A 12,171-nucleotide genomic window follows, 5' to 3' on the forward strand; every position below is an offset into this window, starting at 1 on the left:
ACCTCTACTTTTAAAATTGAGAAAATAAAGTCGGACCTAGGTCATGATATCTCTCTTGCTACGTTGAATGCTCTGTAAGTTGTAACTACAATAGCGGAAATTAAAAATTAGTTGGACTATATAGATGGCTCAATATATTTATACAATGTCGCGGGTGAGCAAAGTTGTTCCACCTAAGCGCACAATTCTTAAAGATATTTCTTTGTGCTTTTTCCCAGGCGCTAAAATTGGTGTTTTAGGTTTAAACGGTGCCGGTAAATCAACGCTGTTGCGTATCATGGCTGGCGTTGATACTGAATTTGAAGGCGAAGCGCGCCCTCAACCAGGTACAAAAATTGGTTACCTACCCCAAGAGCCGGTCTTGGATGAGAGCAAGACGGTACGTGAAACCATCGAAGAGGCAGTCAGTGAGGTAAAAACAGCACTAACTCGCCTAGACGAAGTTTATGCTGAATATGCTTTAGACGGTGCCGACTTTGATGCACTAGCCAAAGAACAAGGTGAACTCGAGGCTATTATTCAAGCCCATGACGGTCACAACTTAGATAATGTATTAGAACGCGCTGCCGATGCGCTGCGTTTACCTGAATGGGATGCAAAAATCGAACATTTATCAGGTGGTGAGAGACGCCGTGTCGCAATTTGTCGACTGCTGCTCGAAAAGCCAGACATGCTACTACTTGATGAACCTACCAACCACTTGGATGCAGAATCTGTTGCATGGCTTGAACGCTTCCTTCACGACTACGAAGGTACTGTCGTTGCAATCACGCACGACAGATATTTCCTAGACAATGTAGCAGGCTGGATCTTAGAGCTTGACCGAGGCCATGGCATTCCGTGGGAGGGTAACTATACTTCTTGGCTTGAACAAAAAGATGCGCGCCTAAAACAAGAAGAAAAGTCTGAAAAAGCTCGTCAAAAGTCAATTGAGAAAGAGCTTGAATGGGTTCGTTCAAATCCAAAGGGCCGCCAAGCGAAATCAAAAGCGCGTATGGCTCAATTTACTGAGCTTCAACAATCTGATTACCAAAAACGTAATGAGACCAACGAACTATTTATTCCACCAGGTCCTCGTTTGGGTGATCAGGTGATTGAAGTAAATAACCTTAAGAAAGGGTTTGGTGATCGAGTTCTGATTGATGACTTAAGCTTTTCAATGCCTAAAGGCGCCATTGTAGGTATTATCGGTGCCAACGGTGCGGGTAAATCTACCTTATTTAGAATGCTCAGTGGGGAAGAGCAACCGGACAGCGGTGAAATCAAACTCGGCGAAACCGTTGAGCTTGCTACGGTAGAGCAGTTCCGTGACAACATGGACGACAGCAATACCGTGTTCCAAGAAATTTCGGATGGTCAAGATAATCTAAAAATAGGCAATTTTGAAATTCCTAGCCGCGCCTACGTGGGACGCTTTAACTTCAAAGGTAATGACCAGCAAAAGTTTGTTAAAGAGCTGTCTGGTGGTGAACGCAATCGCCTACACTTAGCTAAGCTGCTCAAAGCTGGTGGCAACGTTATCTTGCTGGATGAGCCAACCAATGATCTCGATGTTGAAACACTGCGTGCACTTGAGAACGCTATCTTAGAATTCCCAGGCTGTGTTATGTGTATTTCCCACGACCGTTGGTTCTTAGACCGTATAGCCACGCATATTTTAGATTATCGTGACGAAGGTCAAATTAACTTCTTCGATGGCAACTATACTGAATACGAAGAATGGTTGAAGAAAACGTATGGCGCAGATGCGGCTGAGCCCAAACGTATTAAGTACAAAAAAATTGGCTAATGTTTAGCACAATGAGTATTCGAAGCCCTGAATCTGTTCGGGGCTTTTTTATATCTGGTTAGTCGGGAAAAAAATGACTAAACTCTAGATAACAAAATGACGAGAACACCTTATGAAAGAACGCAGAAAATTTTCCCGAGTCCTTTTTTCAAACCAAGCCTCACTCATGACGACAACCGGGGACTATAGTTGCGAAATAATCGACTTGTCATTGAATGGGTCACTGATCACACTACCTATCGGGTTAACGCCATTGAAAGGACAACCTGCCAGCTTAAAATTCAACCTGCCGGGCAGCGATGTCGAAATATGTATGGAAGTTGAAATACGTCATATTGAAGAGGCACATTTAGGTTTGCACTGTGCTCAAATCGACTTAGATAGCGTCACCCACTTAAAGCGTTTAATTGAATTAAACATTGGGGATGATGATATACTCCATCGTGAGTTAGAACATTTAACACTTCACGAATAACAATAAAGGATGCCCAATGCTGCTGGAATCTCTTCAAGGATTTATTCCTTTTATCGCGTACTTTGCGCTCGGCTACGTACTTATTCTGACATTTTTATTTGTCTACACCAAGGTGACCCCTCACTGTGAGTGGAAATTAGTTAAAGAGAATAACCCTGCGGCAGCCGCCGCTTTTTGCGGCACGCTAATTGGGTTTACCTTGCCTATCGCCAGTGCTGCGGTCAATGCCGTGTCATTAATTGATTTTGCTTTGTGGGGTGTCATCGCGGGTGTGATGCAGCTGGTTACATTCTTTTTAGTTCGTCTTTATATGCCCAAGTTGTCTGATAAAATCGAAAACAACCATGTTGGTGCAGGACTATTTTTAGGGGGCGCGTCACTGGCAACTGGCATTCTCAATGCTGCCTGTATGACATATTAAGGAGTGAATATGAAACGCAGTAAGCATATCAAATTAACCTTAATGATGGGCGCTGGCGTAGGTTTAGCTGGGTGCGGCGAGCAGGATGAGTCAGCTCTGCTTTTTAAAAATGTTGATGAATGTACATCTTATGGTGTTGAAGAAGATGCATGTGAGTTTCAATACCAGCAAGCTCAGAACAGCCACCTCTCTGAAGCTCCTAAATATGCGACAGAGCAGTTATGCGAGAGCGACTTCGGCTATGAGCAGTGTGACAATAATGGCGGAATATGGCGACCAATTATGGCTGGCTTTATGATTGCCGCCATTGCCGAAGCAGTGGATGAAGGTCTAGACGCACTCAAAAAACGTAAACGCAAAAAAGCGGCATTTTTAAGTGGTCAATATTATTCAGGTGCAAAACCTTTATATAGAAGCAAAGACGATTTCTTTAAATATCGTAATGCGCAAAATGCGGTTGTTGCCAGTACCATTACATCTGGCACCACCAAAGTGAAAAGCTCCACCATTCGTTATCAGTCTAAACAGGGCAAGTTTGTCAGTAGAACAAAAAGTCGAGGAGGCTTTGGTCGCAGCGCAAGTAGTCGAAGTTGGGGAGGATAATCCCCAACTCTCAAATTTCATTCTCTATTCGAACTAATTATTCAACTTTGTAGTACATTTTCTATGATCAGAGTGCCTATTACAGAAAGACCTGATTGGCGTGAACAGGCAACAGCGATTGGGTTTAAATTTCATACCATGCACGGCGAACCCTACTGGGATGAAAGGGCTTACTATCAATTCACGCTCAAACAAATAGAGCAAGACATAGAGGCACCCAGCAGCGAACTTCACCAAATGTTAATCCATATGGTTGACAAGATCTGTGATGATGATGAATTAATGCGGCGCTTTGCCATTCCAGAACCATTCTGGCAGATGATAAGGCGCTCGTGGTTACGAAGGGACCCACATCTGTATGGCCGCTTTGATTTATGCTACGACGGCACACATAGCGCTAAATTACTGGAAGCCAACTACGATACCCCTACCTCTCTATTCGAAACAAGTTATTGGCAATGGATTTGGCTTGAGCAACAAGTCAATGCAGGCTTGTTACCGAGACAAAGTGATCAATTTAATAGCTTACAAGAACAATTAATTACGCGATTTCGCTACTTACACAAACTCAACCGTACAAAAAACTTGTATTTGAGTTGCTGTCAGGGGAGCGAAGAAGATAAAGGTACCATTGACTACCTAAAAAGCTGCGCAATTGAAGCTGGCGTACGCAGTCAGTTTTTGTATATCGAAGAGATAGGAATTGACGACTATGGACATTTCACAGACTTAGAAGATCGCACGATAGATTGGTGTTTTAAACTCTACCCTTGGGAGTTCATGTTTGAAGACGAGTATGCCAGCGCCCTCTTGAAGTGCGGTACGACGTGGTTAGAGCCTTCTTGGAAAGCACTCCTGTCAAACAAAGCCATTTTACCGCTTTTATGGCAGCACTTTCCAAACCACCCTAACCTACTCCCTGCATTTTTTGCCGATCAAAGACACCGATTATCGTCGAAGCAAGGTGTTGTTAAAAAACCGATTTTTTCTCGTGAAGGTGCAAATATTGAAATTCGAAAATCAGGCCAAGTCATAGCTCATTCTTCGGGGTGCTATGGGGACGAGGGTTATATTTATCAGGCCTATCACCCACTCCCTAAATTTGCTGACGAACACATTGTGGTGGGAAGTTGGATAATCGGTGATGAACCTGCTGGCATGGGCTTGAGAGCGGATAAAAGCCTAATTACTCAGGACTTAAGTCGCTTTGTACCACACATTATTTTAGCCTAAGGTCACTTTAGCAAAATAAAAAAGCAGCCAAGTGGCTGCTTTTTTATTTTTAAGACTTCTTCTGATAAATAATGCCGGGGTTACACCGCAACATTTCAAAGTCATCGCTCAATCCCGCCATGGACTCAGAGGCACCTAAAAATAAATACCCGTTAGGATTTAAAGCTTGGGCAAACTGCGAAATAATTTTCGCTTTGACCTCTGGAGAGAAGTAAATCAGAACGTTACGACAAAAAATAACATCAAATTTACCCAGTAATGCGTAAGAGTCCAGCAAGTTTAAATGGCGGAAGTTTACCATTTTGCGGATGGGGTCAACGACCTTTGCCATCCCATTACCGCTGTCCATGAAAAACTTTTTACGCCTTTCCGGTGATAATCCTCTCGCCAACGCCAGCGCATCATACTCGGCATTTTTACACATATCGAGCATAGTGTTCGATATGTCTGTACCAATCACCTGTGCGCCCATTTTCAACCCTCCCGGGTTTTGAGATTGGTATTCACTTGTCGACATCGCAATCGAATAAGGCTCCTGACCAGACGAACTAGCCGCAGACCAAATTTTAACAGGCCTACGTAAGTCTTTAAATTCTGGATATATTTTCTTTTTCAGCAATTCAAATGGGTATTGGTCACGGAACCACAAGGTTTCATTTGTCGTCATCGCGTCTACAACAGCTGCTCGCAGTTGACGTTCATGCGGACTAAGCGTTTTACTCACCAATGAAGACAAAGAGTCTACACTAAACCGAGACATCAAAGGCGCAAGCCGACTCTTCACCAAATATAGCTTGTTATCTCCAAGCACAATACCGCACTGTTGTTCTAAAAAAGTGCGAAATTGATCGTACTCGCTTTGCTCAAGATGTTTATTTTCCAAAGTTTTACCGCCACTTATCAATCACAATGAACCCATTTCTTCACAGCAGATGCCAGCTCATCAGGGTTAAACTTAGCGATAAAGTCATCTGCACCGACTTTTTCAATCATAGCCTGATTAAACACGCCACTGAGAGAAGTATGTAATATAACATGCAAAGGTGCTAATTTTGGATCAGCTTTAATTTCAGCCGTTAAGGTGTACCCATCCATTTCGGGCATTTCAACATCAGAAATTAAAAGCCCAACACGCTCTGTTATGTCGTTTTGGCAGTCCACCTCAGCGATTTCTTTTAAGCGAATGAGTGCTTCTTTACCATTTTTAGCTAATTCAGTTTGCACGCCCAGTGGTTCAAGCGCGCGTTTAACTTGGTTTCTTGCTACCGCAGAATCATCGGCAATAAAGACAATACGCTCGCCAAGGTCTTTTTGCATTTCCCCATCAGCGACAATGTCTTGGCTGACTTCTGTGTTAATTGGGCATATCTCATTGAGTATTTTTTCTACGTCGAGAATTTCGACTAATTCTTCTTCGATTTCTGTCACGGCGGTTACATAAGAATAACGGCCCGCGCCAGACGGTGGAGGCATAATGCGCTCCCAGTTCATATTTACGATACGTTCTACCGCACCAACCAAAAAGCCCTGCACTGAACGGTTATATTCTGCGATGATAACAAAACAATTTTTTATGTCTTCAATCGGCGGCCCGCCTACAGCGAGTGACATGTCAATAACAGAGATGGTCTGACCACGAATGTGTGCCACTCCGCGCACATACGAGTTTGATTTTGGCATGGCAGTAAGCGGTGGGCACTGTAGTACTTCTCGTACTTTAAAAACATTGATACCGAAGCGTTGGCGCCCTTTCAAACGAAAGAGTAATAGTTCAAGTCGGTTTTGACCCACCAACTGAGTTCGTTGGTTAACTGAGTCTAAAATACCTGCCATTTCATTCTCCTACTCAAAATACAGCTTATCGGAACAATGTTTGCTTGTTAATTAGCATTCAAAGTTGCCCTTGAAGCGGTGAAGCAATTCACGCAAAATCTTTATACCTTGTTTCACCCCATAAGCATAGTCGAAACATCATGAGTTTGTTAAAAAATACAGTTGCGGTTCAATTCTTTCTTATTTTGGCATATTTTTTAGCCATGCCAGCCGTTTATGCTCAGACCTATGAGTCAGAGCAAATTCAGAAACTCGCAATAAAGTATGTAGAAGCACATACGATTCAAGAAACTAAAGGTGAGATCAATATCAAAGCGCTTCCTTTAGATACACGTCTCCCAAATAGGGCCTGCCCTTCTCCTCTCAACGTGTCCAGCAAAGCAAAGCCTCCTTTCACGCGTCAGGTCACCGTCCAAGTTCGTTGTGATGACAGAGAAAGATGGGTACAATTTGTGCATGTAAAAATTGAGGTGCTATTCCCTGTTATCGTAAGCGCCCAACAATTGGATAAAGGCGTTGTATTGCAAGCAGAAGACCTGAAAATTGCGATGCGGCCTAAACACTTCGTACGTGCTTCCAATATTGATGATGTCACGATGCTAATAGGGAGTAAAACAAAGCGGCGTATACAAGCTGACAAACCGATTATTATGCGACATATCTGCATGGTTTGTAAGGGCGATACCGTTATTATCGTGGCAGGCAATGAACACTTTGCTATTAAGACACAAGGGATTGCTTTGCAAGATGGTAACTTAGGCGACCAAATCCGCGTCAAAAACACGAAATCGGGAAAAACTATCCGCGCGCGCGTAAAAGATGTTGATTCTGTTGCAGTCAATATTTAAAATTTTTGCTAAAGTAAATAGAGGAACGGTCGATATAAAGACTGAATCAACTTTTTTAACGGGTCAATGTCATGGTTAATAACATTAACGGTCAAAATCAGCCGAATAGTGTTGCTAATAATGTTAAGCAACAACGTGCTGAATTGCAAAGAAATGATGCAAATAATGCGGCAACTAAACCTGCTGCTCAGCAAAAAGCTGCGGCAGATTCTGTCAGCTTAACACCACAAGCGCAGCAACTTAAAGGCTTGCAAGAAAAAGCACAGCAAGCGCCAGCTTTCGATAGTAAGAAAGTCGAAGAGCTAAAAAAAGCCATTGCTGAAGGCAAGTATCAAGTAGACTCAGAGAAGCTGGCAAAGAATATTGCCGCGTTCGAATTCGATTTGTATGGATAATAAAACAGAGCTGTGTATTCAGCAATTAAACTCCCAAATTTCCTCGCTAGAAGCTTTGACCCAGCTTTTGGACGAGGAGTTGACGGCGCTCAGTTCAAGAAATGGGGATGGTTTAAAAGACATTGCACGGCAAAAAATTACCTACCTGAATACGATTCAAAAAACTGACAAAGACTTGTCGACACTCCCTGTGGAAATATTCAACGACCCTAACATCACGCCTTTAACCAAAAAAATCAATGACCTTCTTTACAAATGCAAAAGTAAAAATGAGGTCAATGCCAAAGCCGCGCACTTAGCAAACTTAACCGTTCGTGAGCTAAAAGAAATCTTAATTGGCACTCCTACTTCAACGACGTATACAGAAGAAGGGAGCGTGGTTGAAAATGTCGGCGAGTTAGTAAAGAACCTCAAGGCATAATGCATAAAAGTCGATTACAAAAAAGCACGCTTCATTGGGCGTGCTTTTTTTGTTTTGTTTAATTGTGACTTAGTAATAAGTAACGCGCTGAATTTTCTTGGGTTTCACTTGGCCAATATATAGGTCGTAGACGGTCTTCATATCTAGCTCTAACTCCGTGGTATAAATGTCTCCGACAGCATATGACTTAAGTACTCTTGCACCACGAATAACGCCCTGCACCTGACTTTTCAACCCATCATTTTGCGCCACCACGCCTCTCACTGTTGTCGTTGCATTAAGCTGATGTCCGTATACTTGCTCTGCTAGCTCTCGGTAAGCTTCCAATTTAGATACCTTAATCGCCATAAGCATTTTTTCACTGTCTGTGGTACCTGGCTGCGCATCTAAAGGGGCATACCCTATCGCTTTTAAAACTGGGTAGCTATCCGGTTGCACATAGCTATACTCTACATGTTTGTCGACAATGGAACTGCACCCAGCTAGGCCCAGTACAAAACTTGCAGCAAGTACTTTGCCGAATTGATAAAACTTTTGCATGTGCTACCGACTCCTAAAACACCAATTAACGTTCGTCATATCATATGCACAAATTAAGCCAATACGATTGGCACAAGACTTGCCTTTATCCTATAAGTTAGGTTTTTAATACGGTAGTTGCGTAATGAACAAAATAAGTTGTCTGGCACTTGTTACAGGTGTATTAAGCTTTCCAAGCCACGCCGAATGGTTTGAAGTTACGGGCTATGCGAATGCCTACACCTCAGATAGGGCGGCAGCGAGGCAAGAAGCAGTCCAAGATGCCATCACCCAAGCACTGATATTCTCAGGTGCAACAGTATCAAGTGTGCAAACGCTTGCTGACGGTGTTTTGGCGCAGGATCACATCAAAATAAAGAGCCATGGTGAAATCCAAGAAATAAACTTGGTTTCAGAAAACACCAAAGATGGAGTAATGAGCGTAACCCTTCACTTGGATATTTTTCCAAAACAACAAAAGTGCCCTGAAGAATCATTCAATAAGCAAATCACGATTACACAAAGTCAGCTCATTCAGCCTCACCAAGCGCGACTAGGTCAAATTTTTGACATTCATAAATCTTCCAGCGAGCGTTTATATCAAACTCTCATGCAAAGAAACATGACCATCAAACCGATCCCGTTTATTGATAAAAGCATAAATGTGCGAGCTTTTTTCTCACAAAATTTTGATTACGATAATCAACTTATCGAAAGCTTAACTGCCACCAGCAACAGTCAATATGTCTTGTTAAGTCAAATTACCGATTTGGCGAGTACGCAACAACTCAACAATGACTATGCATTTTGGCAAGATGATGAATACGTGCGCAGTTTTAAAATCGATTTTGTTGCCTTTGATGCGCTGAGTAAGGATAAGGTTTGGCAACAGCATTATAGTGTCACGGGTATTTGGCCTTTTGAGAAAACGAAAATTGTTGACGTCTACAGTGATACTTTTTGGCATACCGATTATGGGAAACGCATTCAAAGTGTATTCAATAGCCTAGCTCAAGATTTAGATCAAGCATTCGCCTGCATGCCTACCAAAGGTAAAATTCTACATAAAGACCAAGATCAACTCGTAATTAATTTAGGGCGCGCACATGGTATTAAAGAAGGGCAAGTCCTCAGCGTTGCGCATCGAAGTGATGTGGCAGGTGAGAGAAATCAATTTTTCACACGTAGTATTCAGACCATAAACCGGGTGAAAGTCACGCAAGTTAATGCACAAAATGCCATTGCAAAGAACATTCAAGAGCGCCCAATGAACAATATCCAAATAAATGACATCGTAGAGTTGATTATTGCGCCGCCAGAAGATTTTGCTTTAGACTAAAAAACGCATCGACACAGGAAGAGTATTAACTTTTGCACAGTGAATTGTACTTAGATTGGCGTCCCCGGTAGGAATCGAACCTACATCAAAGCCTTAGGAGGGCCCCGTTTTATCCATTAAACTACGGAGACTAACTAAATAGTCTTTTTACTATTTATAACAGCTTAAACGACTCAAACACAAGCAAATTTAATCAATTAGATGAGGCCTTTACTGTTGCTTACAGGTGTGCTTTGTTGGACATTGAAACAGCCAAAATAAAGCGCACATCTATTGCCAGATGCACGCTTTATTTGATTAATATGTAGCTGTAGCCTGTGGGCTAAGGATAAAGTATGGGATCACAACATGGCTGCTGGCAACAACTAAACGACTATCAAAATTTAGCAGCCGTGTATTGATCTCAACACCTCGGTCTCGATAGATCATTGTGCCGGTCAGAACATGACTAGGCGCAGGTTTTTTAGGTAATTGCTTTGCATTTCTGGATAAAATGAAGTCACCATTCGCCGTTACTGCAATACCTCGATGCGATTTAAAATCTAACGCAGGATAGCCCATCTTTTGAAACTGGTGGATCATTGACTCTGCTAATTGATTGCCCAGCTGATTGCTGCGACGCAAGTTATTGTCAAAGCTTACAAAGCTGGTGATCGCAACGGCGCTTGGCACCACGCCAGACAAAGAGTCCGAGAGCTCCAGTGCAATTTGTCCTGCGTAATTGGCTATCTGTTTATTGTGTTCATAACTCATGAAGCCAGGGTTTACATACTCAACACCCGATATGGTATCAAGGTCGTGTGATAGCTGTGTCAACTGTCTGACCTGTTGAGCAGCTTTTGACTCGACTTGCTGCGCGGGCACGATTTGGCTATGTGAGGCAGACTCACAGCCGCTCAATGCAGCAAGGCAAGCTAAAATAGCGCCACTTCGTTTCATAATCATTACCTACTTGCTCTTTCCAACCGAATGCCATCATGGCCAATGCCATCTCTTAGCGCATTGACAACGGCTTGAGGTAAAAAGCCTTGCGCGGTACCTACCACAGCTTTACTTTTAACGCCTACAATGCGTGCATTCACCAGTACTCCGCCCTGATGATTAGCCAAGGTACCAGCTAATACGTAATTGAACGTGTGTTCATCTGACAATTCCAAAAAGTCACGACTAAAAATGTAGTCCCCGGTTTTAGTGACACGCATAAAGTCAGTCGTTTTAAAATCAACGACTGGGACTCCAAAATTATGCAGTTCATGGATAAAGCTTTCAGAGAGCTGATTACCAAGCAAGGAACCATAGTTGTAATCTTCATCTAAAAACACAAAAGTCGCGACCGCAATGGGCGTTCTATCATTCACGTAACGCAAGTTACCAATCATATCTTGCATCAAATTTTGCACATAGTGGGTCACATTACGACTCGCCATTTGCTGTGAGACTGTCAAACCATGCATGCCACTTGGATGTGCCTGGAACTGGCTTTCTGGGGTAGCAAATGCGTTTTTTTCTACCACAATGACATTGCGGCTGCTGGTTTCACCTTCGGTCAGCGAGCAACCAAACAACAGGGGTATAATAAGCCCAAGTGCGTACTGTTTCATATTTCTCTCCGTCAATATTGGCCGCGATGTAGTAAACCATCACGCATTTGCACCTGCTCTTCACCCCACAATGTGGCTTTTGGCAAGCTGATGGACGCAGCTGACATAGTTTTATTGTTTACCATATCAATCAAACGAGCATGTATCGTATACGAATCAAAGCTTTCGCTGACTGCCCCCGTCAATATCAGGTCAAATTTATGGCGCGATTTAAGCTTTTCGATATCACGGCTAAGTATGTTATCGGCATCATTGGATAAACTTATAGCTTTTTGCATACGAAATTCGACGACCTGCAACCCCATTTGCGTCAAGTAAGTGATAAAACTCTCTTGAACTTGGTTACTCAGCCCCTCACCTTGACTGTGAATGGTATCCACACCTAACTCGCTGTCTTTATAAAAACTGGTAACAGCAACTGAAGCGCCGGGCTTTAACGGTCTACTGTACTGGCTAAGCTGAGCTGCCAACTCCCCGACATAACTATGAACGGTTCTCATAGGTGGTGTATTTTTTGCTGTAGGTTGGCTTTGGGAGTCCATAAATACACTGGAACTACACCCTGTCATAAAACCGATTAACACCAATAATAAAATTCGCATACTCTGCACCTCACAATTATTGAGTTGAGAAATGCAAAAATCGAACCAGAATAGTTTTTGTGTTATAGATTGGCAAACTTGGGCTGAGCTGT

15 protein-coding genes and 1 tRNA gene are annotated in these 12,171 nt (G+C 42.7%); 9 read left to right on the forward strand and 7 right to left on the reverse strand.

Features of this window, described 5'->3' with window-relative positions; all coding sequences use genetic code 11:
- The first annotated feature begins 124 nt into the window (after window positions 1-124).
- The 5 genes from ettA (at window position 125) to L1286_RS03350 (ending at window position 4,521) form a co-directional block, all read left to right on the forward strand.
- Window positions 125-1,789 (forward strand): energy-dependent translational throttle protein EttA, encoded by a 1,665-nt coding sequence (gene ettA, locus L1286_RS03330; RefSeq protein WP_235405498.1) that lies wholly within the window; start codon window positions 125-127, stop codon window positions 1,787-1,789.
- Window positions 1,790-1,901: 112 nt separating this feature from the next.
- Entirely contained in the window at window positions 1,902-2,264 is a 363-nt protein-coding gene (locus L1286_RS03335; RefSeq protein ID WP_235405499.1) for a PilZ domain-containing protein, read from the forward strand.
- A 16-nt stretch (window positions 2,265-2,280) separates the two neighbouring features.
- Window positions 2,281-2,685 carry a DUF350 domain-containing protein gene (locus L1286_RS03340; RefSeq protein ID WP_235405500.1) on the forward strand — a complete coding sequence of 135 codons (405 nt, stop codon included), beginning with the start codon at window positions 2,281-2,283 and terminating at the stop codon, window positions 2,683-2,685.
- Between the two features lie 9 nt (window positions 2,686-2,694).
- On the forward strand, window positions 2,695-3,288 hold the full coding sequence (locus L1286_RS03345) for a DUF1190 domain-containing protein (protein ID WP_235405501.1): 594 nt from the start codon (window positions 2,695-2,697) through the stop codon (window positions 3,286-3,288).
- Window positions 3,289-3,351: 63 nt separating this feature from the next.
- Complete coding sequence (locus tag L1286_RS03350) at window positions 3,352-4,521, forward strand: glutathionylspermidine synthase family protein (protein WP_235405502.1); 1,170 nt, start codon at window positions 3,352-3,354, stop codon at window positions 4,519-4,521.
- Between the two features lie 49 nt (window positions 4,522-4,570).
- Here the strand turns inward: L1286_RS03350 and L1286_RS03355 are convergent, their stop codons facing one another.
- Both L1286_RS03355 and L1286_RS03360 read right to left on the reverse strand, forming a co-directional pair.
- Window positions 4,571-5,404, reverse strand: coding sequence for a CheR family methyltransferase (locus L1286_RS03355; RefSeq protein WP_235405503.1), 834 nt, complete (start codon window positions 5,402-5,404; stop codon window positions 4,571-4,573).
- 17 nt (window positions 5,405-5,421) lie between these two features.
- Entirely contained in the window at window positions 5,422-6,354 is a 933-nt protein-coding gene (locus L1286_RS03360) for a chemotaxis protein CheV (RefSeq protein ID WP_023397114.1), read from the reverse strand.
- A 140-nt stretch (window positions 6,355-6,494) separates the two neighbouring features.
- Here L1286_RS03360 and flgA point away from each other — a divergent pair, with 140 nt between their 5' ends.
- The 3 genes from flgA to flgN all read left to right on the forward strand — a co-directional run bounded on the left by flgA (window position 6,495) and on the right by flgN (window position 8,018).
- Complete coding sequence (flgA, locus tag L1286_RS03365; protein WP_235405504.1) at window positions 6,495-7,202, forward strand: flagellar basal body P-ring formation chaperone FlgA; 708 nt, start codon at window positions 6,495-6,497, stop codon at window positions 7,200-7,202.
- A gap of 71 nt (window positions 7,203-7,273) precedes the next feature.
- Complete coding sequence (flgM, locus tag L1286_RS03370; protein WP_235405505.1) at window positions 7,274-7,597, forward strand: flagellar biosynthesis anti-sigma factor FlgM; 324 nt, start codon at window positions 7,274-7,276, stop codon at window positions 7,595-7,597.
- Window positions 7,590-8,018 (forward strand): flagellar export chaperone FlgN, encoded by a 429-nt coding sequence (gene flgN, locus L1286_RS03375; RefSeq protein WP_235405506.1) that lies wholly within the window; start codon window positions 7,590-7,592, stop codon window positions 8,016-8,018. The genes flgM and flgN overlap by 8 nt, the downstream gene beginning before the upstream one ends.
- A 69-nt stretch (window positions 8,019-8,087) precedes the next feature.
- Here flgN and L1286_RS03380 read toward each other — a convergent pair whose 3' ends face one another.
- The gene (locus tag L1286_RS03380) at window positions 8,088-8,558 is read right to left on the reverse strand and encodes an LPP20 family lipoprotein (protein WP_235405507.1); all 471 of its coding nucleotides are present in this window, start codon (window positions 8,556-8,558) and stop codon (window positions 8,088-8,090) included.
- Between the two features lie 124 nt (window positions 8,559-8,682).
- Here L1286_RS03380 and L1286_RS03385 point away from each other — a divergent pair, with 124 nt between their 5' ends.
- Window positions 8,683-9,876 carry a flagellar assembly protein T N-terminal domain-containing protein gene (locus L1286_RS03385; protein ID WP_235405508.1) on the forward strand — a complete coding sequence of 398 codons (1,194 nt, stop codon included), beginning with the start codon at window positions 8,683-8,685 and terminating at the stop codon, window positions 9,874-9,876.
- 56 nt (window positions 9,877-9,932) lie between these two features.
- Here the strand turns inward: L1286_RS03385 and L1286_RS03390 are convergent.
- The 4 genes from L1286_RS03390 to L1286_RS03405 all read right to left on the reverse strand — a co-directional run bounded on the left by L1286_RS03390 (window position 9,933) and on the right by L1286_RS03405 (window position 12,079).
- Window positions 9,933-10,007: transfer RNA gene (locus L1286_RS03390), tRNA-Arg, on the reverse strand.
- A 166-nt stretch (window positions 10,008-10,173) separates the two neighbouring features.
- The gene (locus L1286_RS03395; protein WP_235405509.1) at window positions 10,174-10,815 is read right to left on the reverse strand and encodes a FlgO family outer membrane protein; all 642 of its coding nucleotides are present in this window, start codon (window positions 10,813-10,815) and stop codon (window positions 10,174-10,176) included.
- 5 nt (window positions 10,816-10,820) lie between these two features.
- Entirely contained in the window at window positions 10,821-11,477 is a 657-nt protein-coding gene (locus tag L1286_RS03400) for a FlgO family outer membrane protein (RefSeq protein WP_235405510.1), read from the reverse strand.
- A gap of 11 nt (window positions 11,478-11,488) precedes the next feature.
- Window positions 11,489-12,079: a FlgO family outer membrane protein gene (locus L1286_RS03405; protein WP_235405511.1), complete on the reverse strand. Its 591-nt coding sequence runs from the start codon at window positions 12,077-12,079 to the stop codon at window positions 11,489-11,491.
- Window positions 12,080-12,171 lie beyond the last annotated feature (92 nt).

The sequence above is a fragment of the Pseudoalteromonas sp. SMS1 genome (assembly GCF_021530565.1).
GTDB lineage: Bacteria > Pseudomonadota > Gammaproteobacteria > Enterobacterales > Alteromonadaceae > Pseudoalteromonas.

Excerpts from the sequence above, each read along its gene's own strand:
- L1286_RS03345 (WP_235405501.1), top strand. The coding sequence starts at position 2,695 with ATGAAACGCAGTAAGCATATCAAATTAACCTTAATGATGGGCGCTGGC.
- L1286_RS03360 (WP_023397114.1), bottom strand. The coding sequence starts at position 6,354 with ATGGCAGGTATTTTAGACTCAGTTAACCAACGAACTCAGTTGGTGGGT.
- L1286_RS03350 (WP_235405502.1), top strand. The coding sequence starts at position 3,352 with ATGATCAGAGTGCCTATTACAGAAAGACCTGATTGGCGTGAACAGGCA.
- flgM (WP_235405505.1), top strand. The coding sequence starts at position 7,274 with ATGGTTAATAACATTAACGGTCAAAATCAGCCGAATAGTGTTGCTAAT.
- L1286_RS03340 (WP_235405500.1), top strand. The coding sequence starts at position 2,281 with ATGCTGCTGGAATCTCTTCAAGGATTTATTCCTTTTATCGCGTACTTT.
- L1286_RS03335 (WP_235405499.1), top strand. The coding sequence starts at position 1,902 with ATGAAAGAACGCAGAAAATTTTCCCGAGTCCTTTTTTCAAACCAAGCC.
- flgA (WP_235405504.1), top strand. The coding sequence starts at position 6,495 with ATGAGTTTGTTAAAAAATACAGTTGCGGTTCAATTCTTTCTTATTTTG.
- L1286_RS03395 (WP_235405509.1), bottom strand. The coding sequence starts at position 10,815 with ATGAAACGAAGTGGCGCTATTTTAGCTTGCCTTGCTGCATTGAGCGGC.
- flgN (WP_235405506.1), top strand. The coding sequence starts at position 7,590 with ATGGATAATAAAACAGAGCTGTGTATTCAGCAATTAAACTCCCAAATT.
- L1286_RS03380 (WP_235405507.1), bottom strand. The coding sequence starts at position 8,558 with ATGCAAAAGTTTTATCAATTCGGCAAAGTACTTGCTGCAAGTTTTGTA.
- L1286_RS03405 (WP_235405511.1), bottom strand. The coding sequence starts at position 12,079 with ATGCGAATTTTATTATTGGTGTTAATCGGTTTTATGACAGGGTGTAGT.
- L1286_RS03385 (WP_235405508.1), top strand. The coding sequence starts at position 8,683 with ATGAACAAAATAAGTTGTCTGGCACTTGTTACAGGTGTATTAAGCTTT.
- ettA (WP_235405498.1), top strand. The coding sequence starts at position 125 with ATGGCTCAATATATTTATACAATGTCGCGGGTGAGCAAAGTTGTTCCA.
- L1286_RS03400 (WP_235405510.1), bottom strand. The coding sequence starts at position 11,477 with ATGAAACAGTACGCACTTGGGCTTATTATACCCCTGTTGTTTGGTTGC.